The sequence below is a fragment of the Ruegeria sp. AF2 genome (assembly GCF_056542025.1).
In genome coordinates this window covers 280,151-301,773 of sequence record NZ_JBQFZC010000001.1, presented here as the reverse complement: position 1 = coordinate 301,773, position 21,623 = coordinate 280,151, and the positions used below count along the sequence as shown (strand labels likewise).

The 21,623-nt window shown below is 58.0% G+C and carries 19 protein-coding genes; 6 read left to right on the top strand and 13 right to left on the bottom strand.

The window, feature by feature from the left end:
* Positions 1-58: 58 nt before the first annotated feature.
* The 5 genes from ACR0NM_RS01445 to ACR0NM_RS01425 are packed head-to-tail and all read right to left on the bottom strand — an operon-like array spanning position 59 to position 6,012.
* Positions 59-1,990: an acetyl/propionyl/methylcrotonyl-CoA carboxylase subunit alpha gene (locus ACR0NM_RS01445; protein WP_480612887.1), complete on the bottom strand. Its 1,932-nt coding sequence runs from the start codon at positions 1,988-1,990 to the stop codon at positions 59-61.
* Between the two features lie 9 nt (positions 1,991-1,999).
* On the bottom strand, positions 2,000-2,419 hold the full coding sequence (locus ACR0NM_RS01440; protein ID WP_480612885.1) for an ASCH domain-containing protein: 420 nt from the start codon (positions 2,417-2,419) through the stop codon (positions 2,000-2,002).
* 1 nt (position 2,420) lies between these two features.
* Positions 2,421-4,028 (bottom strand): carboxyl transferase domain-containing protein, encoded by a 1,608-nt coding sequence (locus ACR0NM_RS01435; protein WP_480612883.1) that lies wholly within the window; start codon positions 4,026-4,028, stop codon positions 2,421-2,423.
* Positions 4,025-4,489 (bottom strand): lysozyme inhibitor LprI family protein, encoded by a 465-nt coding sequence (locus ACR0NM_RS01430; protein ID WP_480612881.1) that lies wholly within the window; start codon positions 4,487-4,489, stop codon positions 4,025-4,027. Before ACR0NM_RS01430 ends, ACR0NM_RS01435 begins: the two co-directional genes overlap by 4 nt.
* Positions 4,486-6,012, bottom strand: a complete 1,527-nt coding sequence (locus tag ACR0NM_RS01425; protein ID WP_480592247.1) for an AMP-binding protein — start codon at positions 6,010-6,012, stop codon at positions 4,486-4,488. Before ACR0NM_RS01425 ends, ACR0NM_RS01430 begins: the two co-directional genes overlap by 4 nt.
* 136 nt (positions 6,013-6,148) lie before the next feature.
* On the opposite strand from ACR0NM_RS01425, the gene ACR0NM_RS01420 reads away from it, so the two are divergent.
* Positions 6,149-6,754 (top strand): OmpW/AlkL family protein, encoded by a 606-nt coding sequence (locus tag ACR0NM_RS01420; RefSeq protein WP_480612879.1) that lies wholly within the window; start codon positions 6,149-6,151, stop codon positions 6,752-6,754.
* Between the two features lie 47 nt (positions 6,755-6,801).
* Here ACR0NM_RS01420 and ACR0NM_RS01415 read toward each other — a convergent pair whose 3' ends face one another.
* The 3 genes from ACR0NM_RS01415 to ACR0NM_RS01405 all read right to left on the bottom strand — a co-directional run bounded on the left by ACR0NM_RS01415 (position 6,802) and on the right by ACR0NM_RS01405 (position 10,030).
* Positions 6,802-7,965 carry an isovaleryl-CoA dehydrogenase gene (locus ACR0NM_RS01415; protein WP_480612877.1) on the bottom strand — a complete coding sequence of 388 codons (1,164 nt, stop codon included), beginning with the start codon at positions 7,963-7,965 and terminating at the stop codon, positions 6,802-6,804.
* A 163-nt stretch (positions 7,966-8,128) separates the two neighbouring features.
* A complete protein-coding gene (locus tag ACR0NM_RS01410; RefSeq protein ID WP_480612875.1) occupies positions 8,129-9,319 on the bottom strand; it encodes a DegT/DnrJ/EryC1/StrS family aminotransferase in 1,191 nt (396 codons plus the stop codon).
* A 39-nt stretch (positions 9,320-9,358) separates the two neighbouring features.
* Positions 9,359-10,030 carry an HAD-IA family hydrolase gene (locus ACR0NM_RS01405; RefSeq protein WP_170424133.1) on the bottom strand — a complete coding sequence of 224 codons (672 nt, stop codon included), beginning with the start codon at positions 10,028-10,030 and terminating at the stop codon, positions 9,359-9,361.
* A gap of 134 nt (positions 10,031-10,164) precedes the next feature.
* Here ACR0NM_RS01405 and glmU point away from each other — a divergent pair, with 134 nt between their 5' ends.
* Genes glmU through ACR0NM_RS01390 form a run of 3 tightly spaced genes read left to right on the top strand, consistent with a single transcriptional unit; the run spans position 10,165 to position 14,034 of the window.
* On the top strand, positions 10,165-11,517 hold the full coding sequence (gene glmU, locus ACR0NM_RS01400) for a bifunctional UDP-N-acetylglucosamine diphosphorylase/glucosamine-1-phosphate N-acetyltransferase GlmU (protein WP_480612873.1): 1,353 nt from the start codon (positions 10,165-10,167) through the stop codon (positions 11,515-11,517).
* Positions 11,518-11,520: 3 nt separating this feature from the next.
* Complete coding sequence (gene glmS, locus ACR0NM_RS01395) at positions 11,521-13,344, top strand: glutamine--fructose-6-phosphate transaminase (isomerizing) (RefSeq protein ID WP_170736393.1); 1,824 nt, start codon at positions 11,521-11,523, stop codon at positions 13,342-13,344.
* 6 nt (positions 13,345-13,350) lie between these two features.
* Complete coding sequence (locus tag ACR0NM_RS01390; protein WP_480612870.1) at positions 13,351-14,034, top strand: DNA alkylation repair protein; 684 nt, start codon at positions 13,351-13,353, stop codon at positions 14,032-14,034.
* On the opposite strand, the gene ACR0NM_RS01385 is transcribed toward ACR0NM_RS01390, so the two are convergent.
* Positions 14,022-14,435 (bottom strand): hypothetical protein, encoded by a 414-nt coding sequence (locus ACR0NM_RS01385; protein ID WP_480570736.1) that lies wholly within the window; start codon positions 14,433-14,435, stop codon positions 14,022-14,024. The two genes, ACR0NM_RS01390 and ACR0NM_RS01385, sit on opposite strands and share 13 nt — an antisense overlap.
* Before the next feature lie 91 nt (positions 14,436-14,526).
* Between ACR0NM_RS01385 and moaA the strand changes: the two genes are divergently transcribed.
* The gene (moaA, locus tag ACR0NM_RS01380; RefSeq protein WP_170404063.1) at positions 14,527-15,534 is read left to right on the top strand and encodes a GTP 3',8-cyclase MoaA; all 1,008 of its coding nucleotides are present in this window, start codon (positions 14,527-14,529) and stop codon (positions 15,532-15,534) included.
* Position 15,535: 1 nt separating this feature from the next.
* Positions 15,536-16,834: a 3-deoxy-D-manno-octulosonic acid transferase gene (locus ACR0NM_RS01375; RefSeq protein ID WP_480612868.1), complete on the top strand. Its 1,299-nt coding sequence runs from the start codon at positions 15,536-15,538 to the stop codon at positions 16,832-16,834.
* Between the two features lie 74 nt (positions 16,835-16,908).
* Here the strand turns inward: ACR0NM_RS01375 and ACR0NM_RS01370 are convergent, their stop codons facing one another.
* From ACR0NM_RS01370 to argE, 4 genes are read right to left on the bottom strand one after another with little or no spacing between them, the layout of a single operon-like run.
* The gene (locus tag ACR0NM_RS01370; protein WP_170511235.1) at positions 16,909-18,072 is read right to left on the bottom strand and encodes a M20 aminoacylase family protein; all 1,164 of its coding nucleotides are present in this window, start codon (positions 18,070-18,072) and stop codon (positions 16,909-16,911) included.
* Positions 18,073-18,089: 17 nt separating this feature from the next.
* Positions 18,090-19,253, bottom strand: coding sequence for a M20 aminoacylase family protein (locus ACR0NM_RS01365; protein WP_170397097.1), 1,164 nt, complete (start codon positions 19,251-19,253; stop codon positions 18,090-18,092).
* Positions 19,254-19,267: 14 nt separating this feature from the next.
* The gene (locus ACR0NM_RS01360; RefSeq protein ID WP_170424149.1) at positions 19,268-20,434 is read right to left on the bottom strand and encodes a M20 aminoacylase family protein; all 1,167 of its coding nucleotides are present in this window, start codon (positions 20,432-20,434) and stop codon (positions 19,268-19,270) included.
* Between the two features lie 22 nt (positions 20,435-20,456).
* Entirely contained in the window at positions 20,457-21,623 is a 1,167-nt protein-coding gene (gene argE, locus ACR0NM_RS01355) for an acetylornithine deacetylase (protein ID WP_480612866.1), read from the bottom strand.

Sequence of the window (21,623 nt, the reverse complement as noted above, 5' to 3'; positions counted from 1 at the left end):
CTTATCGTTTCAATTACGGATGGCCCGACTGTGCCACGCAATCCGCGGGCCGAACAGATCAATCCTCGGCCAACCGAACTAACGCCGCACCGGCCTCGACCTGTGCCCCCGCTTCGGCCAGCACTTCTGCAACCACGCCATCGCGGGCGGCTAATAGAGAATGCTCCATCTTCATGGCTTCCAGAATGGCCAGCCGGTCGCCCTCTTTCACCTCCTGCCCCGCCGAGGCGAAGACGGCCTTGACCAGCCCGGGCATCGGCGCCTCGATCACGTTGGTGTCACCTGCAGCACTGGCATCGCGGTCCAGAGGGTCAATGACCTCAAATACCTGCCCATAGTCGTCGAATACAGTGACCTGTGACCCGGCCATGACAACATTGGGCATGGGTGTCCCATCGATGGTCCAGCCAGCGCCATGCCGCCGCGCAACAAGCTGCGCACCTTCGATCTCCCAAATCTGCCGATCCGGGCCTTCGACCTGGACATCCAGATCAACAACCTCTCCGTCCCGCAGTAACTGCACAGCGCGATGTAACGGTGCCCATAGCGTAAAGCCCGTTTCAGAGACCGTCTCGGCCAGACCCAACGCCGTCATCGCCGCAGCCACTGCCGACGCGTTGCTTGCGCCAGCTTCCTGCACCAGATCATCAAGATCCCGCCCGATCAGCCCGGTATCCACGTCGCCCGACGCAAACCCGCTGTGCCGCGTCAGAGCACCAAGGAAGGCGAGATTTGTGACAGTCCCGGCGACCTCGGTCTGGCGCAAGGTCCGGTGGAGATTTTCCAAAGCGACCGCGCGTGTCGGGCCATGCACCACGACCTTGGCGATCATAGGGTCGTACCATGGGCTGATCGTATCCCCGGCGCGCACGCCACTGTCGGCACGGCAGCCTTCCGGGAACTGTAGATGAGTCAGCGTACCCGTCGCAGGCAGAAAGCCTTTGGGCACATCTTCGGCATAAAGCCTCGCCTCAAAGGAATGCCCGCGGATCGACAAATCGCCCTGCCGCTTCGGCAGGCTTTCACCCGCTGATACGCGCAACTGCCATTCGACCAGATCAACGCCGGTAATGGCCTCGGTCACCGGGTGCTCGACTTGCAGGCGCGTGTTCATCTCCATGAACCAGAACCGATCCGGGCGCAGCCCGTCCGAGGCATCGACGATGAACTCAACCGTCCCTGCGCCCTTGTATCCAATCGCCTCAGCCGCACGCACGCCCGCCTGCCCCATCGCCTCACGCATCTCGGCAGTCATTCCAGGGGCTGGGGCCTCTTCGATCACTTTCTGATGTCGCCGCTGCAACGAGCAGTCGCGTTCAAACAGATGCACCGCATGGGTGCCATCGCCGAACACCTGCACCTCGATATGGCGGGGCTTGGCGACGAATTTCTCGACAAGTACAGCATCGTTACCGAACGCCGTCTTTGCCTCACCGCGCGCGCTGTCCAATGCAGCCGAGAACTCCTCGGGCGCCTCGACCAGCCGCATCCCCTTGCCACCACCACCTGCAACGGCCTTGATCAAAACGGGATACCCGATGGTATCTGCCGCGCCAGCCAGATGTTCAGGGTCCTGATTGTCGCCATGATAGCCGGGGACGACGGGAACTCCTGCGTCCTCCATCAATACCTTGGCTGCATCCTTAAGGCCCATCTTGCGGATCGCGTCCGCCGATGGCCCAATGAAGGTCAGACCTGCAGCCTCGACTGCATCCACAAAATCCGGGTTTTCGGACAAGAACCCATAACCAGGATGGATCGCCTGCGCTCCTGTATCCAGCGCCGCCTGAATGATCACATCACCCTTCAGATAGCTTTCGGCTGGGGCCGCGCCACCAATATGCACCGCTTCATCCGCCATTTGCGCATGCTTGGCCGATGCATCAGCATCCGAATACACAGCCACACAATATACGCCCATCTTCTGAGCAGTTTCCATGACCCGGCAGGCGATCTCGCCGCGATTGGCAATCAGGATTTTGTTAAACATAGCTTACCCCTAAACCGCCAGATCTTCGACAAGGCGGAAGCGTTCGCACAGCAATTCCATCTCGGGATCGAACCCGCCATTGCGTTCGAAATACCGGCGATGATCCTCGCGCCATCCCTCAAGCGTTTCATTCTCACCCTCGGCCAACGCAAAGTCTTCGGTCACATCGCAATATCGGCAGGTCGAGACCTCGACCGTTTCGATCACCAAAGCGGGGCGATCATCCCATTCCAGCGCAATATCCTGACGCCCAACGACCGGGGTATCAGCACTGCCTTCTGGGTAGTCTCGCAAAGCACCACATGTTGCCGTTTTTCGGCCTGATCTTACCAACGCCAGCAGCTCGGCGCTTAGCGATGCGCTGTCTCCAAACTTGAAGGTCTGCGCGCCCGGGTAGCGGGCCATTACTTCATTCAATGAAACGCTCATCTTACATCCTGAACACGCCGAAACGTGTCTCCTCAATCGGGGCGTTCAGTGCGGCACTTAGCGACAATGCCAACACATCGCGCGATTTGCGCGGGTCGATGATGCCGTCATCCCACAACCGCGCCGACGCGTAGAGCGGGTGGGATTGTTCTTCGAACATGTCCAGCGTCGGGCGCTTGAATTCAGCTTCTTCCTCAGCCGACCATGTGCCGCCCTGTCGTTCGATCCCGTCGCGTTTGACAGTCGCTAGGACACCTGCAGCTTGCTCGCCCCCCATCACTGAGATACGCGAATTCGGCCAAGTCCACAGGAACCGAGGCTGATAGGCGCGTCCTGCCATGCCGTAGTTTCCAGCTCCGAAGGACCCTCCGACAAGCATTGTGATCTTTGGAACGCTCGTCGTCGCCACCGCCGTCACCATCTTGGCCCCGTGCCTCGCGATGCCTTCGTTTTCGTATTTGCGGCCGACCATGAAGCCGGTGATGTTCTGCAGGAAGACCAGCGGGGTTTTGCGCTGCGAACACAGTTCGACAAAATGCGCACCCTTCTGCGCAGCCTCCGAGAACAGCACGCCATTGTTGGCAATGATCCCAACCGGGCAACCTTTGACATGGGCGAATCCGGTCACCAGCGTCTCACCAAATCGCGGCTTGAACTCATCGAAGCGCGAGCCATCGACCAGCCGCGCAATCACCTCGCGGATGTCATAGGGCGTCCGCAGATCGGCCGGAACTACGCCCAAGATTTCCTCGGGATCATAGGCAGGCTCTTCCGGTGTTTCGAACTGTAGGCCAGGCTTCAGCCCGGCACCCCCCAACGACCCGACGGCCCGCCGAGCCAAGGCCAACGCATGCGCATCATCCTCGACCAGATAATCCGCCACACCGGACAGGCGCGTATGCACATCGCCGCCACCCAGATCTTCGGCTGTCACAACCTCCCCCGTCGCGGCCTTGACCAAAGGCGGTCCGGCCAAAAAGATCGTCCCCTGCTCTTTCACGATGATCGTCACGTCGGACATCGCCGGAACGTAAGCCCCGCCCGCCGTACACGACCCCATTACAACGGCGATCTGAGCAATCCCCTTCGCGCTCATCCGCGCCTGATTATAGAAAATGCGGCCAAAGTGATCGCGGTCGGGGAAAACCTCATCCTGATTGGGCAGGTTCGCGCCGCCGCTATCGACCAAATAGATGCAGGGCAGATGGTTTTCCTCGGCAATCTCCTGCGCGCGGAGGTGTTTCTTGACCGTCAGCGGATAATATGTGCCGCCTTTCACAGTGGCGTCGTTGCACACCACCATGACCTCGCACCCCTGCACCCGGCCAATCCCCGCGATCACCCCGGCACAGGGCGCGGCATCTCCATACATCCCATGTGCCGCCGTCGCGCCGATTTCCAAGAACGGAGAACCCGGATCGAGCAGGTTCGCCACCCGACGACGCGGCAGCATCTTGCCCCGCGATTCATGCCGCGCCCGCGATTTTTCACCGCCACCCATGCGGGCCGCTTCGGCGGCATCCGCAATATGTGCCAGCGCATCCAGATGTGCGGCTCGGTTCGCTTTAAACCACTCAGAGGTCGGTATGGCTTTGGATTTTATTTTCATTCCATCTTCCCCAAGTCGCGCAATTCCACAGCGCGTTCAGCGGTTTCGGTCAGCAGGCAATTTGCGGCAACAATCGAGCGTATCGTTCCATCAGACCATATGCCGTAGGCCAGAGCACATTCAGCATCCCGAAACCCGATCCATGCGTGTTGAGCATCTCGCAACTGGCCCGAAAGTTCGGGACTTTGTTCAGCCAGTTCTGCTCTACGCAGTTTATACTGTTCGTTTAGATATGAATCCCAAATTTGGGTTTCGGCTTGAATACACTCGGTGATGCCAAGGGTTGTTTCATTTCCCGGTATCGTTTGGCAGGCATTGGCAGCTGCGCCGAGACATGATGACATGCTATCGCCCTGCTGCGTCTGAGAAAAACATTGTTGAATATACGACTGGTCTACCCAAGCGCCCTGAGCGGAAACAAGCGATGGTACTAGCATCGCAGCAAGTGCAATTCGCATCATGTAATTGCCTCCCCTGCAGCCCGCGCCTTCAATTCCTTCCGGATCACCTTTCCCGTCACCGTCATCGGCAACTCTTCCAGAAACGACACCTCACGCGGATAGGAATACTGCGCCAAACGGTCCTTAACCCAATTCTGCAACTCAGCGCCCGACGCCTCAGCCCCCGGCTTCAATACCACATAGGCCTTCACGATCTCGGTCCGCAGCTCATCGGGCTTGCCGACCACGCCCACCGTTGCCACTGACGGATGGGTCAGCAAGCAATCCTCGATCTCCGCCGGACCGATGCGGTATCCTGCCGAGGTGATCACGTCATCATCGCGACCGACAAAGCGCAGATAGTCCCCTTCCCACACGCCACGGTCACCGGTGATCAGCCAATCACCTCGGAATTTCTCAGCCGTTGCTTGTGGATTATTCCAGTATTCCAGCAGCATTGAGGCCGAACCGCGCCGGATGGCAACATCGCCTTCCTCCGTCGTCGGTTGGCCATGATCGTCAATTACCGCCACCTCATGACCCGGCACCGGTTTACCGATACAGCCGGGGCGAACGGGGAAGTCCTCGGCGCAGGAGGATACGACCATGTTACACTCGGTCTGGCCATAAAACTCGTTGATCGTCAGACCAAACGCCTGCTGGCCCCAAGCCAACATCTCAGCGCCCAAAGGCTCGCCCCCAGACGCCACCGACCGCAATCCCGGTATCGACTGATCCGCAGCTTTGAGCATCCGTAAAGCCGTCGGCGGAAAGAAGACGTTCCGCACCCCTGCCCGCGCGATCACATCGGCGCAGGCCTGTGGGGTGAATTTGTCCAACCGCGTGGCGACCACCGGAACGCCCAGCGCAAGCCCGGGCATCAGAACGTCGAACAAGCCGCCGATCCACGCCCAGTCTGCTGGCGTCCACAGGCAATCCCCTTCACGCAGGTGGTTGTGGCTGATCGAGACGCCCGGCAGGTGGCCCAGCAGCACACGATGACCATGCAGCGCACCCTTGGGACTGCCAGTGGTGCCGGACGTGTAGATTAGGACTGCCGGATCTTCGGGGCCGGTATCGGCAAAGGGCACCGGTTCCCCCTCCTGCCTGATCTCGTCAACCAAAAGTGGCTGGGCCAGATCCCCCAGCAACGCGGCCCCTTCTGCATCCGTCAAAACGATCCGCGCACCTGCATCTCTGACGCGCGATGCCAGCGCATCGTGTTTGAACAGCTTGAACAACGGCACCGAAATCGCACCGATCTTCCAGATCGCCAGATGCGCGGCGGCACACCACGGCGACTGGCTGAGCAAGACGCCAACCCGGTCTCCTGGCTGGACCCGAGCTATCAACGCGCGAGCGATGCCATCAACCATAAGCTCCAGTTCGCCAAATGTTACCACGCTCGGATCGCCCCGGGTCAGATCCAGCAAAGCAACCCGATCGGATTGTTGCGACAGGCATTGCTGCGCCATGTTCAGCCGATCAGGCATCGCCCAGCTTTGGTCGCCGCGCAAACCCGGTATGCGCTCAGCGGGATGCATGCTGATTTTCCCTTATTTCATTCGCGGTTGCAGCTAGCCTCCCCGCTTCAGCAATTTCCGGAGTTTGATGCAGATCAGAGCATTTCTGCGCCGCGGCATCCAAAACATCGGCATCAACGCAAGCAAAGGCACGAATATGACAAAGAAACTCGCCGCTTTGACCCTTTCTACCGCACTTGTCGCTCTGGCTGCCCCAGCCTCCGCCCAATCCCAAGGCGATTGGACAGTCGGTGTTGGTGTCGGCTATCTGGACCCCAAATCCGACAATGGGACTCTGGCCGGGTTCGACGCCGAAATCGACTCGGACACCCGTCCGATTTTCACCGTCGAATACTTCGTTCAGGACAATCTCGGGATCGAGCTCTTGGCCTCGACCCCCTACAAGCATGACGTCACTCTCGGTGGCAGCGTTGACGCGGGCAGCGTCAAGCATCTTCCGCCTACTCTGTCGCTGAACTATCACTTCCCGACCAATAGCGCGTGGAAGCCCTATGTCGGCGCTGGTCTGAACTACACCATCTTCTTCGAGGAAGACTCGCCTTTGGGCGATCTCGATCTGGACAACTCCTTCGGCGTTTCTCTGCAGGCCGGTCTGGATTACATGGTCACGGAAAAAGGCGCGGTGCGTCTGAACGTGCGCTGGTTCGACATCGACTCGGACGTCAAACTTGACGGCAACGACATCGGCACCGCCGAAATCGACCCGTTCCTGATTGGCCTGTCCTACGTTCATCGTTTCTGATCCAATCGCAAAAAGCCCCGTGGTTCAATGAACTGCGGGGTTTTCCGTCACAACATCTCGTTCATCATTTCGCGCCCAATCAGCATGCGGCGGATTTCGCTGGTGCCCGCGCCGATCTCCATAAGCTTTGCATCTCGGAAAATCCGGCTGACCGGCGAATCCGACAGGAATCCGGCACCACCCAACGCCTGAACGGCCTGATGCGCCTGCACCATCGCCTGTTCCGAGGCATATAGGCAGCACGCTGCAGCATCCTGACGGGTTACATCCCCGCGGTCGCATGCCTTGGCAACTTCGTAGACATAGGCCCGCGCCGAATTCATTGCTGTGTACATATCCGCGATCTTGCCTTGCATGAGCTGGAAGCGCCCGATCGGTTTTCCGAACTGCTTACGCTCGGCCAGATAGGGCATCACTTCATCCAAGCAGGCGGCCATGATCCCGGTTCCAATTCCCGCAAGAACCACACGCTCATAGTCCAGACCGGACATCAGAACGGCTACACCCCGCGCTTCTTCGCCCAGAACATTCTCGAACGGCACTTCAACATCTTCAAAGATCAACTCAGCGGTGTTCGAGCCGCGCATGCCAAGCTTGTCGAAATGAGGCGAAGTCGAAAACCCGGTCATCTCTTTCTCGATCAGAAAAGCCGTGATCCCCTTTGACCCGGCGTCCGGATCGGTCTTGGCATAGACGACCAGAGTGTCTGCATCCGGCCCGTTGGTGATCCAGTATTTGTTGCCATTCAGCCGATAGTGATCGTTTCGCTTTTCAGCACGTAGCTTCATGGAAACCACATCCGACCCAGCCGAGGGCTCGGACATAGCCAACGCCCCGACATGCTCACCCGAAATCAGACGGGGCAGATATTTTTTCTTCTGCTCTTCTGTTCCGTTCAGCTTGATCTGGTTCACGCACAAGTTCGAATGCGCCCCATATGACAAAGATACCGAAGCCGAGGCGCGCGCCACTTCCTCAACTGCCACCGTATGCGCCAGATAGGACATACCGGCCCCGCCATATTCTTCAGGGACTGTGACGCCCAACAAACCAAGCTCACCCATCTCTTTCCACAGCTCATTCGGAAAGGCATTGGACGCGTCGATCTCGGCCGCCATCGGCTTGACCCGTTCCTGAGCCCAGCGGTGCACCATCTCACGCAGGGCGTTCACGTCCTCGCCCAGATCGAATTGCATTGTGGCCATAAACATGCAGGGCTCCTCCGATTGCATTAATGAACAAGCGTTCAATAATCAGATAGCAGCGTTTCCTCCTCTGGTCAATGACGACACGCAGGCCAACGCAAAACGCCGCCCGGCAAGGGGCGGCGTTTTCAGATAAATCGAGCGTGCGCTGAAAGCGCACTCCGCTGGACTATAACTGATAGACAGCGCTGACTTCAGCCCGGATAATGCGCGCAATTTGGGCACAATCTTCCAGCGAAAAGGTCAGTGGAACGCGCATATCCATGATCCCTGCCAATATCCGATCACTGACCGGCATCGGGGCGCTGTCGGCATAACGCCAACTGTCATAGCGTGAGGTAAAGCCCGACGGTTCAGCCCCCCCGAACCACTTCAGTTCGACCCCGCGCGCGGCGCAACGCTGGATTACCTCGGCAATGCGCGCGGGCGTCCAGTCCAGCAACAGGAATTGTATCGATGAACCGACATAGGTCTCAGCATCAGGCCGCTCCACCATCGTCAAACCCGGCGTTTCACGCAGGCCATGCTCAATCTCAACATAACGTTCATTCCAACGCTGCACCTGCCGATCAAGATCACGCAACTGAGGACGTAAGATCGCTGCACGCAAATTATCCATCCGACCCGAGACATTGGGGGTTGTGTACTTGATCTGCTCGAACACCTCCGGCCCAGGCGCGGCCAGATGGCGTTCATACAGCATATATGAGCCAGAGAGCATCGTTGCCTTGGCCGCCAGCTTCGGATCATCCGTGATCAGCAACCCGCCCTCGCCCGAATTGACATGTTTATAGGTCTGGCACGAGTAACATCCGATGGCCCCCTGCCGCCCAGACAGCTGCCCGCGCCAGGCGGCACCCATGGTATGGGCGCAATCTTCGATCACGATCACACCCGCCGCATCACACCTCTGCATCAGGCGATCCATATCGCATAGATGCCCTCGCATGTGGCTCAGCATCAACACCTTCGCCTGATCCAGCTTGGCCTCAAGATCATCCAGATCGATGGTCAGGGCTTCGGTCACACCAACAAAGACCGGCTTTGCCCCAACCGACGCGATCGCCCCGGGCACCGGGGCCAGAGTGAACGCGTTGGTCAAAACCGGATCGCCCGGCTTAACCCCCACCGCCCGCAGAGCTGTGGCCAGAGCGTAGCCACCCGACGAGACCGCCAGACAGTATTTCGCTCCCATCTGGGCGGCGAATTCCTGCTCCAACAAAGCCGTCTCGCTCAACTCGCCAGGGGCAACATTGTAGCGGTGCAAACGACCATGGCGCAAAACGGCCAAGGCGGCCTCGATCGCCTCTTCGGGAATGGGTTCTTGCTGGGTGAAATTACCTGTGAATGTCTCAGTCATGAATCCGTTTTTATGCTGAGTGTTAAGCGGGTCAAGGGATCAGGCCGCCGCTCCGATCAAATCGGAGACCAGTTTCGGTAAATCATCAAAATGATGCAACAACGCCTCGGGCTCCAGCGCAGCCATCTCATCGCCCGACGGGCCGAATGTCACCAGTACCGACGGCACTCCCGCAGCCCGCGCCGTATTTCGGTCGGTATCTGAGTCGCCGATCAATACGCAGTGGTCAGGGTGCCCTCCGGCGCGACGCGCTGCTTCGCGTAACGGTTCAGGGTCGGGTTTCCGCACCGGTAATGTGTCTGCACCGATCAGTGAAGCAAAGTGATCACGGACACCCATCCGGGTCAGCAGCAAATCAGCCAGGCCTTCGGGCTTGTTGGTGCAAATCCCCACGCCATAACCTGCATCTTTCAGTGCTTCGACGGCTTCAAGCGCACCGGGATAGAAATAGGTATGCGTATCGATCGCCTGCCCATAGACGTCCAAAAAGACCGGATAATAGGCTTCAACAACGTCCGCGTCATAGGCGCCGACCCGCTTCAATCCATGGGACAACATCAAGCGTGCACCGCGTACCGATACCGCCGCATCAAGCTCGGGCGACAGAACATCCCCATGACCCATCTCGCGAAAACAATGGTTTGCAGCGGCCAGCAAATCACCAGATGTATCCGCCAAAGTTCCATCCAGATCAAAGATTACCGTTCGCATGCTCACCTCCTGAACCGGCGGGTTTCCGCCATGTCGTGTTGCAAACGGCAATCTTCTTTGATGGCTGAACCGCTTGCGCCTTTGCCCACAGCGGATAAAACGGGCGGCGACAAAACAAAAGAGAAAACGATTTCATGAGCACTGCCCTTGTCATTCTTGCCGCCGGAAAAGGCACAAGGATGAACTCTGATATTCCCAAAGTCCTGCATCCGATCGCTCAGGCCCCAATGCTGGTTCACGCCATGCGAGCCGGTGCTGTCCTGTCGCCCGAGCGCACGGTGATTGTTACCGGCCACGGCGCGGAAGCTGTCGCGCGTGTGGCTGAAGCCGAAGATGAAAACACCAGCATTGCGGTGCAGGAAGAACAGCTTGGCACTGCCCACGCGGTTGCGCAGGCGCGTGCAGCGCTGGAGGGCTTTCAGGGGGATGTGGTCGTCCTCTATGGTGATACCCCGTTTCTACAGCCCGACACCCTGCAGCGGATGATCGAAGCGCGCGCAAAAAACGATCTGGTCATTCTTGGATTCGAAGCTGCAGACCCCGCCCGTTATGGCCGCCTTGTGATGAACGGGGACGCCTTGGAGCGGATCGTCGAATTCAAGGATGCCACAGATGAAGAACGCACTATAACCTTCTGTAACTCAGGACTTTTGGCATGCGATTCCGAAACCTTGTTCTCGCTGATCGATGCCGTTGGCAATGACAACGCCTCGGGTGAATACTATCTAACTGACGTAGTCGAGATCGCCCGCAGCCAAGGGCTGACCGTAACTGCAGTTGCCTGCGACGAAGCTCAGACGCTGGGCATTAATTCGCGCGCTGATCTGGCGGCGGCGGATGCGGTGTTTCAGGTGCAAGCACGGTCTGCATTGCTGGATCTGGGGGTCACTCTGATGGCCCCTGAAACGGTTTATCTGGCCGCAGATACCGTCATTGGCCGCGACACTGTCATTGAACCCAATGTGGTTTTCGGCCCCGGAGTGACCGTGGAAAGCGGCGCAATGATCCGGGCGTTCTCACATCTCGAAGGCTGCCATGTCAGCCGAGGTTCGGTGGTCGGACCCTATGCCCGGCTGCGTCCGGGTACAGAGCTGGCTGAAAACGCCAAAATTGGCAACTTTGTCGAGATCAAGAACGCCGAAATCGCCGAAGGCGCTAAGGTGAATCACCTCAGCTATATCGGCGATGCCTCAGTCGGGGCGGCGACAAATATTGGTGCGGGAACCATCACCTGCAACTATGACGGCGTGATGAAGCATAAAACGACCATCGGGGAAAACGTGTTCATCGGATCGAACACGATGCTGGTGGCTCCGGTCACTCTGGGTGATGGCGCAATGACCGCCACGGGGACCGTAGTGACCAAGGATATTGAGCCAGACGCATTGGCCGTAGCGCGTTCCAAGCAGGAAAACAAACCCGGCTATGCGCGTAAATTGTTTGAAATGTTGAAGGCGAAGAAGGCTCGCCGCGACAAAGGAGCCTGAGTTATGTGTGGAATTGTTGGTGTTCTGGGCAGTCACGAAGCTGCCCCTATCCTGGTCGAAGCACTGAAGCGGCTTGAGTATCGCGGTTATGACAGCGCCGGTATTGCGACCGTGAACGATGGCGCATTGGGCCGCCGACGGGCCGTCGGCAAGTTGGTGAACCTAAGCGACCTTCTGGTTCACAACCCCCTTCCGGGTAAATCCGGTATCGGTCATACCCGCTGGGCCACCCATGGTGCCCCATCGGTTAACAATGCACATCCGCACAAGGCCGGGCCTGTCGCCGTAGTGCACAACGGCATCGTTGAAAACTATCGTGAATTGCGGGCTGAACTGGCCGATAATGGGGTCGGTTTCGTGACGGATACCGACACTGAAACCGTTGCCCTGATGACGGAAAGGTACATGTCCGAAGGTCTCTCTCCGGTCGACGCCGCGTTTAAAACCATTGATCGGCTTAAGGGCGCCTTTGCGCTCGCCTTTCTGTTCGACGGTCAAGAAGACCTGATTGTTGCGGCGCGCAAGGGCTCGCCCCTTGCAATTGGTCACGGCGATGGTGAGATGTTTGTTGGGTCTGATGCGATCGCGCTGGCCCCCCTGACGGATCGCATCACCTATCTTGAGGAAGGCGATCGGGCGGTTCTGACCCGCACTTCGCTTGAGATTCGAACCGAATCGGGAGAGCTTGCCAACCGCGAAATTCGGCAAATTCAAATCGATCAGACCCGTGCCGACAAAGGCGGCCACAAGCATTATATGGCCAAGGAAATTGCCGAGCAGCCTGTTGTGGTGGCCGAAGCCATCCGCTCGTATCTTCCGACCGGAGGCGATCAGGTTGTATTGCCCGGTGACGGTCTGGATTTCACCAAGCTGGACCGTCTGACCATGGTGGCTTGCGGCACGGCATTCTACGCTTGCCTGACGGCAAAATACTGGTTCGAACAGCTGGCCAAGATGCCGGTTGAAGTCGATATCGCCAGCGAGTTCCGCTATCGCGAACCTCCGATCTCGGACCGGACGTTGGCGCTGTTTGTAAGCCAGTCGGGCGAAACCGCCGACACGCTTGCTGCCCTGCGCTATTGCGAGGGCAAGGCGGACAAGATTGTCTCGGTCGTGAATGTCGCGGAAAGCTCGATTGCGCGCGAAAGCGATGTGGCGTTGCCGATCCATGCGGGTGTTGAGATCGGTGTTGCTTCGACCAAGGCGTTCACCTGTCAGCTTAGCGTGTTGCTGATGCTTGCCCTCAAGGCCGCTGCAGATCGAGGCACGCTTAGCGATGAAGAGATCGCCGATCACGCAGCCGCCCTTCGCGGTTTGCCGACTGTTCTGAATGCTGCGCTGGATCAAAATGACGCTATTCGCCAATCTGCCCAGCGCCTGTCCGAGGCGCGCGACGTGCTGTTCCTGGGCCGTGGCCTCATGTACCCGCTGGCGATGGAAGGCGCGCTGAAACTCAAGGAAATCAGCTATATTCACGCCGAAGGCTATGCCTCGGGTGAGTTGAAGCACGGCCCCATCGCCTTGATCGACAAGCATATGCCGGTTGTTGTCATGGCACCGCGCGACGCAGTTTTCGACAAGACAGTTTCGAACATGCAGGAGGTGATGGCGCGCAAGGGCAAGGTTATCCTTGTCTCGGATGATGACGGTATCGCTGAGGCAGAAGATGGAGTTTGGAGCACGATCCGTATGCCACATGTGCACACCAGCCTTGCCCCGATTCTCTATTCGGTGCCCGCGCAATTGCTAGCCTACCACACGGCGGTGGCCAAAGGCACAGATGTTGATCAGCCCCGTAATCTGGCAAAATCCGTCACGGTTGAGTGATCAGGTATGCAAGCCTATCTTGATCAGATCAAAGCCCATGCCGATCCCGAACGCGCAGAACAGGTGGCGGCCTATCACAAGGTAGACCGCCCCTATCTGGGTGTTCCGAACCCGGTTCTGAACGATCTGACCAAGGCGTGGCGACGCGAACTTGAGGTCGCTGACCGCATCTCCGTCGCCGATGGGTTGTGGCAGACCAACATTCACGAGGCGCGGGTCGCGGCAGCAAAGCTGCTGACCCAAGCCCGTATCCGACCGGATGACGCGGTGTGGGACCTGCTGCAAAGCTGGCTACCGGATTTTGACGCCTGGGCAGTGGCCGATCATGCCTGTATGGCGATGCAAAAGCGTCTTTCGGCGGATCCAACCCGGCTGGATCAGGTCGAACGCTGGACTACGTCGGGCCACATGTGGACCAAACGCGCCGCGCTGGTCGCCACCTTGCCCTGGACCAAACAGAACCATCCCAAACCGAAAGACCTGGCATGCCGTGACCGTATACTCGGCTGGGCTGCCACGTATGTCTCCGATCGGGAATGGTTTATCCAGAAGGCCATCGCATGGTGGCTGCGCGAATTGTCAAAGCATGATCCAGAGCGCGTAGTCGCGTTTCTGGAAACGCACGGCGCAAACATGAAACCCTTTGCCCGCAAAGAGGCTGGGAAATACCTGCGCGCTCAGTCGGAATAGACTTCCAGTTCCACCAACTCGTCATATGGCACCAACAGCGCGCGCATGGCTTCAAGCGACAGCCGTCCGCCACCGCCTTCGGGGCCTGGTGCGGGAACAAGCGTGACATAGGCCTGCGCACCCGTGCGCGGCACAACCACGCGGCCGTTGATTTCAGTTTGTACCAGAGGCGTCTGCAACCAGCGCCCCGGTGTGTTGGGATCGCCCAGCCCGGCAACGGTCGTTTTGGCGCCAGACCACCCTGCGGCAGCCACAGGTTCAGGAGTTACCTCCGTCGCCTCTGCTGTAACGGGTTCAGCCGCCGTCTCGTTGGATGAACTTCCGAACACCCGATCCGTCGTGGACCGAACGGAATCGCAACCGGCAACGAAGCTAAAAGCTAAAACCAAAGCATATTTCATAACACAAAACCTAGAGCGCTGCGCCTAACTGTACCAGTCCAAAACGCAGATGGCACTTGCCGCGAACATGCCTCCGCTTTACCTATGAGCCATGACAGCTCCGCTTATAGACCCGTTTGCCCGCGCCATCACCTATCTTCGCGTCTCCGTTACGGATCGCTGCGATTTCCGCTGCGTCTACTGCATGTCCGAAGATATGAAGTTTCTTCCCAAGAAAGACCTTCTGACTCTGGAAGAGTTGGATCGTATGTGCACGACTTTCGTCAATTTGGGCGTCGAGAAATTGCGCATCACCGGGGGCGAACCACTGGTTAGGCGAAACATCATGTCATTCTTCAACAGCATGACCCGACATCTGGACAGCGGCGCCCTGAAGGAGTTGACGCTGACAACCAACGGATCACAATTGCACCGATTTGCGGATGATCTTTACGCAGCGGGCGTGCGGCGCGTGAATGTATCGCTCGATACGCTGGATGAAGACAAATTCGCCAAGGTCACCCGATGGGGCCGCCTGAAACAGGTGCTGAACGGCATTGACGCAGCGCAGAAGGCTGGCCTGCGGATCAAGATCAACGCTGTCGCTCTGAAAGGGTTCAACGAGCCCGAGCTACCCAAGATCACCGAATGGTGTGCCGAACGTGATATGGATCTGACCTGGATCGAGGTGATGCCCATGGGCGACATCGGCAACGAAGACCGGCTGGATCAGTATTGGTCGCTCAAAGACGTCCGCAAGGAATATCAGAACCACTATACGGTCACTGATCTGGCCGAACGGACAGGTGGTCCGGCGCGGTATGTCAGGCTTGAGGAGACCGGTCAAAAGATCGGTTTCATAACGCCACTCAGCCATAACTTCTGCGAAAGCTGCAACCGCGTGCGCCTGACCTGCACTGGTGAGATCTACATGTGCCTTGGCCAGGAAGATATGGCTGATCTGCGCGCGCCCTTGCGCGATCATCCCGATACCGAGAAACCGTTGGAAGACGCGATCCGCGCAGCCATCAATCTCAAGCCCAAGGGCCATGATTTCGACTATTCCCGGCAAGCCGTCGACGGTCAGATGAGCCGCCACATGAGTCATACGGGCGGCTGAGATGCCCGATAGATCCGCGCAGCCGACGCTGCTGTACAAACTGTACTGCGGTCTCATATCTATTGCCGAACCCCTGATTTGGCGGAAAGTACGCAACAAACTGCACGCTGCGGGTGTTCCCGAAAGCCGCCAACAAGAACGGCTTGGCCATGCCAGTTTGCCGCGCCCAGATGGGCAGCTGATCTGGTTTCACGCGGCCAGTGTGGGTGAAAGCCTATCGGTTCTAAGCCTGATCAACCGTCTGGGGCAGCGCCTGCCGAATGCTGAGTTTCTCATCACCTCAGGCACCCCGACCTCGGCGACGTTGATTGCCAAGCGCTTACCTGCGCGGACGCGCCACCAGTATCCGCCATTGGACAGCGCCGCTCCGGTGCGCGAGTTTCTGGACCACTGGAAACCCGATGCAGGCATCTTTGTAGAAAGTGAAATCTGGCCCCGGCTGATCGTAGAGGCCGCAAATCGCGGCACGCCACTGGCGCTCTTGAATGCCCGGCTATCTGACAAATCAGTGGATAGTTGGAACAAGCGCCCGAACACGGCGCGCTTCATTCTGGATCATTTCAAGGTATTTCTGACCCAGAACGACAAAACCGCCGCTAATCTGATCGCAATTGGTGCCGACGCGGATCGCGTACAGCCCGGCACCAACCTCAAGGCCATGTCTGACCCGCTGCCCGTAAATCAGGATGTCCTGACCAAAACCCAAGCGCAGATAGATGGTCGCCCGCTATGGATTGCCAGTTCGACCCATGCAGGGGAAGAAGAAACGGTTCTGGCAGCCCACAAAGCGTTGCTACAGCGCTGGCCCGACCTGCTATTGCTGCTGATCCCTCGCCATCCGGAGCGTGGAGACGACGTTGCTAAATTGGTGAGTGATGCTGGTCTTTCGCATGCACGACGCAGCGCTGACCAACAGATAGCATCAGACATACAGGTCTATGTCGCGGATACATTGGGTGAAACCGGAACCTGGTACGCCCTCTGCCCCATCGTTTTCCTAGGGGGATCGCTGAAAGAGATCGGCGGCCATAACCCGTTTGAACCGGTTCAGGCGGGGGCCGCGGTGATCACCGGCCCTGGTTATTTCAATTTTGCCGAGACATTTGAGCCGCTCATCAAAACGGGCGGCGCCGTCCGGATCAACTCGGCCAACGCATTGTCAGATGCTGTCACCCTCTGGCTGTCGGACAAAGCCGAACTGCAAACCGCTCGAATGGCAGCCGATGCCTGCGTGAAAACACAGAGTTCGGCGTTGGATGCGGTGATCGAAACGCTCTGCTCCCGCCTGTCTCTCGGCTGACAAAACACACCGATCCCTCGTCATCTGGCTAAAAATACCTCGGGGGTGTGGGGGCAGAGCCCCCACCCTTCCGATCAAGCAGCAGGCATCCGCTGCTCAACAATCTCGGCCCACCAACTACACCCGGCAGGAATGGCCTCGTCGTTGAAATTATACTCGGGATGATGAACCATGGCCGTATCGCCATTGCCCACCAGAATATAAGCCCCCGGACGCTCTTCGAGCATAAAGGCAAAATCCTCACCCCCCATGACAAGGGGCGCCTCGTCACAGCTGCCCGAGACCGATTTCGCCACCTCGGCCGCGAAATCGGTCTGCTCGTCACTGTTCACCATCACCGGATAGCCACGAATGTAGGTCACATCCGCCGTGCCACCAAAGGTCGCTGCAACTCCTGCGCAAATCTCGTTGATCCGTTTCTCGGCAAGATCGCGCATCTCTTTGCTCATGGTGCGTACGGTGCCTTTGATCTGCACCGTCTGCGGGATCACGTTAAACGCCTTCGAGGATGTCTCGAACGATGTCACAGACACCACGACCTGATCGATCGGGTCGGCATTGCGCGAGGCAATCGTCTGCAACGCCAACACGGCCTGCGCCGTCATCACGGTTGTATCCACGGTCTCCTGCGGTTTCGCGGCGTGGCCACCGCGTCCTTCAAAGGTGATGTCGAACTGATCGGTCGCGGCAAAGAACGAACCCGGACGGATCGAGAAGCTGCCGACCGGACGGCCCGGCCAGTTGTGCATGCCGTAGACTTCCTGAATGTTCCAGCGCGCCATCATGCCGTCTTCGCACATTTCGCGACCACCGCCGCCACCTTCTTCAGCGGGCTGGAAGATGACCACTACAGTGCCGTCAAAATTACGCGTTTCCGAAAGGTATTTCGCCGCCCCGAGCAGCATCGCCGTATGTCCATCATGGCCACAAGCATGCATCGCCCCATCGGTTTTCGAGGCGTAATCCAACCCCGTCGCCTCGTGAATCGGCAGCGCATCCATATCAGCACGCAGACCGATGACTTTGCCACTCGAGTCTGATTTGCCCTTGATCACACCGACAACCCCGGTGCGACCGATCCCGGTAACGACCTCGTCGCAGCCGAACTCTTTCAGTTTGTCCGCGACCAAAGCACTGGTGCGGTGGGTTTCAAACAGAATCTCGGGGTTTTCATGAATATCCCGTCGCCATTCGGTGATTTCGGCCTGCAATTCGGCAAAGCGGTTCTTAACTGGCATGTCTTCTCTCTCCTAATTCAAGCCGCCGGCATCCGGCGCTCGACCATTTCGGCAAACCATGAGCATCCCATCGGGATGATCTCATCGTTAAAATTGTATTCAGGGTGGTGCAGCCCGGCGCTGTCGCCATTGCCCAGCACGATGAACGCTCCGGGGCGTTCTTCCAGCATGAACGAGAAATCTTCGCCGCCCATCACCATGGGCGCTTCATCACAGCTGCCACCTACGGAAATGGCGGCCTCAGCGGCAAATTCCGTCTGTTCTTCGGCGTTGATCGTCACCGGAACTCCACGCGTGTATGAGACTTTGACCGTGCCACCGAAGGTTTCAGCAATACCCTCAGCCACCTCGCTTAGCCGCGTCTCGATCAGGTCGCGCATTTCGTTCGAATGCGTTCGTACAGTACCGCGCACCTGCGCCGATTGAGGGATCACATTGAACGCTTTGGATGAGGTCTCGACCGAAGTCACAGACAGAACCGCCTGTAAAATAGGGTCCGCGTTACGCGACACGATGGTCTGCAAGGCCACGATCAGTTGCGACAACATCACTGTAGTATCAATTGTTTCATGCGGTTTCGCCGCGTGGCCGCCTCGACCTTCCAGATGAATGTCGAACTCATCCGCAGCCGCCAGCAGCGGGCCAGACCGGATCGCGAACTGCCCTGTCGGCACACCTGGCACATTGTGCATGGCATAGACTTCCTGAATGCCGAACCGATCCATCAGACCGTCTTTGCACATCGCCTCGGCCCCATTGCCACCTTCTTCCGCTGGTTGGAAAATCACAATGGCCGTGCCGTCGAAGTTCCGCGTCTCAGACAAGTATTTCGCCGCGCCCAACACCATCGCCGTATGGCCATCATGGCCACAGGCATGCATGGCGCCATCGGTTTTCGAGGCATAATCAAGGCCCGTCTGCTCCTGCATCGGCAGCGCGTCCATATCGGCACGCAGGCCGATCACACGACCCTGCGTGTCGGTCTTGCCCTTGATGACGCCAACGACACCGGTGCGGCCAATGCCCGTCACAACCTCATCACAACCGAACTCTTTCAGCTTTTCAGCCACCAAGGCGCTGGTGCGGTGGGTGTCATAGAGGATCTCAGGGTGTTGATGAATATCCCGCCGCCAACCGGTGATTTCTTCGTGCATTTCGGCAAGTCGGTTCTTGATTGGCATCTGATCCTCCCAAATCAGGCGACGGGTAATCGTCGTTCCACCAGCTCGGCAAACCAGCTGCAACCGGCGGGAATGGCGTCGTCGTCGAAGTTGTATTCCGGGTGATGGCACATGGCCGTGTCCCCGTTTCCGATAAAGATGTAGGCTCCGGGCCGTTCTTCAAGCATGTAAGCAAAATCTTCTGACGGCATGATTGGATCGGTGCTGTCATTGACCTTGCCTGCCACGGCCTGCGCGGCCTCAGCAGCATAGATGGTTTCATCGTCCGAATTCACCGTCACCGGATAGCCCGGTGTCCACGTCATCTTAGCCGAAGCTCCAAAGGCCGAGGCAGTGTCTTCGGCGATCCGGCGCACGCGTTCTTCAGCGACCTTTCGATATTCTGGGTCAAGTGTACGAACAGTTCCCCGCAACCGCACCGTATGGGCAATCACATTCGAAGCCACACTATCGGTTTCAAAAGTCCCGACGGTCAGCACCACCCTTTTGATAGGGTCCACGGTACGCGACACCACTGATTGCAAAGCTACAACAATGTGCGACGCAATCAGCGTTGTATCTACCGCCTCATGCGGGGCGGCAGCATGACCGCCTTTACCCGTTACAACAATTTCGAATTCATCCGAAGAAGCCAGCAATGCGCCTGGTCGAATGGCAAACTCACCAACCGGCATTCCCGGCATGTTGTGCATGCCATAGACTTCCTGAATACCCCAGCGCTCCATCAGCCCGTCCTGACACATGGCCAGACCACCCGCCCCGCCTTCTTCGGCAGGCTGGAAAATCAACACAACGGTACCGTCAAAATTCCTCGTCTCGGCCAGATACTGCGCCGCGCCCAACAGCATCGAGGTATGACCGTCATGACCACAGGCATGCATCTTACCAGAAACCGTCGAAGCATAGTCCAGCCCCGTCGCCTCTTCTATGGGCAGCGCATCCATGTCGGCACGCAACCCGATAACACGGCCTAGCGTATCCTGACGTCCCTTGATCACGGCAACCACGCCAGTCTTGCCGATGCCGGGCGTGATCTCATCCACACCGAACTCCTTCAGTCGGTCGACCACAAACCCTGCCGTTTCTTCCACATCATACATCAGCTCGGGATGCATATGCAGGTGACGGCGCCATTTGGTGATCTCGCCATGCATTTCGGCGAGCCGGTTCTTGACGGGCATCTTTAACCTCTCCTTTGAGATGTTATTCGCAAAGCCTCTTTACCAGACGCTCCATAAATTTTTGACCTGCGTTGAATTGAGAAATCGTAATGAACTCATTCGGCTGATGGGCCTGCGCGATATCACCTGGGCCGCAGATAACAGCGGAATAACCAGCTTCCTGAAACTGCCCCGCCTCGGTGCCATAGCTTACCACATGTGTCGCATTGTCACCGGTGAGCGCGCGCACCAGCGTCTCAGCCTCGCCATCTTCTTCAGGCACAAGACCTGGGATCGAAAAATGCTCGGACAGCTCGATCCGGGCGTCGGGATTAACCGCTTGCATCCGCGCCTCGACTTCACGAACCTTATCGAAATAGGCCTTCTGCCAGACCGATTTTTCATCGTCCGGAACGGTGCGGAAATCCATCATGAAGCGACAGTCTTTGGCAGTGATATTATGCGCGGTTCCGCCTTCGATCATACCAACATGGCAGGTAGTCCAAGGCGGATCGAACACTGACGCAATGTCTGAAGGTTGCGCCGCCATATTCTCGGCGTTCCGATCATTGGCCCAATTGATCAGCGGCGCGGCCTCCATGATCGCATTGACGCCTGTGTGCATGATTGAGCTGTGAACTTCGAACCCCACCACATGCGTGTCAAAGCCAAACCCGCCCTTATGGCCGGTGACGGCCTGCATCATCGACGGCTCGCCCACAATCACGGCTGATCCTTTGGGCAGAACCTCCTGCATGTGGGCGATCATCGGCGGCGCGCCGGTGCAGCCAACCTCTTCATCAAAGCTCAACGCCAGTTGCAGGGGGCGTTTGGTGTCAGCGTGATGCGCCTCGACCAAGGCCCAGATCGCCAGCGCGTCAAAGCCCTTCATGTCGCAGGTGCCACGCCCGAAATACTTGCCATCTTTCTCGGTCACGACAAATGGATCGGTGTCCCAAGGCTGGCCATCGATGGGAACAACATCAGTGTGACCTGATAGGACAATCGCGCCCTCTTCCCACGGGCCGACATGCGCGAACAGAGCCGCCTTATGCGGCTGATCCGGATCAGGCCAACGATGCGGTTCGATCCCGTGGCTTTGCAGATACGCCTCGACCCAATCCACCAGCGGTAAATTCGTATCGCGACTGACAGTCGGGAATGAGATCAGCTTAGTCATGATCTCTAGCGGAGACAGGCGCTCAGCCAT

Bases quoted from the DNA above. Each gene is read 5' to 3' on its own strand.
- ACR0NM_RS01445 (WP_480612887.1), bottom strand. From the start codon at position 1,990: ATGTTTAACAAAATCCTGATTGCCAATCGCGGCGAGATCGCCTGCCGG.
- ACR0NM_RS01440 (WP_480612885.1), bottom strand. From the start codon at position 2,419: ATGAGCGTTTCATTGAATGAAGTAATGGCCCGCTACCCGGGCGCGCAG.
- ACR0NM_RS01435 (WP_480612883.1), bottom strand. From the start codon at position 4,028: ATGAAAATAAAATCCAAAGCCATACCGACCTCTGAGTGGTTTAAAGCG.
- ACR0NM_RS01430 (WP_480612881.1), bottom strand. From the start codon at position 4,489: ATGATGCGAATTGCACTTGCTGCGATGCTAGTACCATCGCTTGTTTCC.
- ACR0NM_RS01425 (WP_480592247.1), bottom strand. From the start codon at position 6,012: ATGCATCCCGCTGAGCGCATACCGGGTTTGCGCGGCGACCAAAGCTGG.
- ACR0NM_RS01420 (WP_480612879.1), top strand. From the start codon at position 6,149: ATGACAAAGAAACTCGCCGCTTTGACCCTTTCTACCGCACTTGTCGCT.
- ACR0NM_RS01415 (WP_480612877.1), bottom strand. From the start codon at position 7,965: ATGTTTATGGCCACAATGCAATTCGATCTGGGCGAGGACGTGAACGCC.
- ACR0NM_RS01410 (WP_480612875.1), bottom strand. From the start codon at position 9,319: ATGACTGAGACATTCACAGGTAATTTCACCCAGCAAGAACCCATTCCC.
- ACR0NM_RS01405 (WP_170424133.1), bottom strand. From the start codon at position 10,030: ATGCGAACGGTAATCTTTGATCTGGATGGAACTTTGGCGGATACATCT.
- glmU (WP_480612873.1), top strand. From the start codon at position 10,165: ATGAGCACTGCCCTTGTCATTCTTGCCGCCGGAAAAGGCACAAGGATG.
- glmS (WP_170736393.1), top strand. From the start codon at position 11,521: ATGTGTGGAATTGTTGGTGTTCTGGGCAGTCACGAAGCTGCCCCTATC.
- ACR0NM_RS01390 (WP_480612870.1), top strand. From the start codon at position 13,351: ATGCAAGCCTATCTTGATCAGATCAAAGCCCATGCCGATCCCGAACGC.
- ACR0NM_RS01385 (WP_480570736.1), bottom strand. From the start codon at position 14,435: ATGAAATATGCTTTGGTTTTAGCTTTTAGCTTCGTTGCCGGTTGCGAT.
- moaA (WP_170404063.1), top strand. From the start codon at position 14,527: ATGACAGCTCCGCTTATAGACCCGTTTGCCCGCGCCATCACCTATCTT.
- ACR0NM_RS01375 (WP_480612868.1), top strand. From the start codon at position 15,536: ATGCCCGATAGATCCGCGCAGCCGACGCTGCTGTACAAACTGTACTGC.
- ACR0NM_RS01370 (WP_170511235.1), bottom strand. From the start codon at position 18,072: ATGCCAGTTAAGAACCGCTTTGCCGAATTGCAGGCCGAAATCACCGAA.
- ACR0NM_RS01365 (WP_170397097.1), bottom strand. From the start codon at position 19,253: ATGCCAATCAAGAACCGACTTGCCGAAATGCACGAAGAAATCACCGGT.
- ACR0NM_RS01360 (WP_170424149.1), bottom strand. From the start codon at position 20,434: ATGCCCGTCAAGAACCGGCTCGCCGAAATGCATGGCGAGATCACCAAA.
- argE (WP_480612866.1), bottom strand. From the start codon at position 21,623: ATGGCTGAGCGCCTGTCTCCGCTAGAGATCATGACTAAGCTGATCTCA.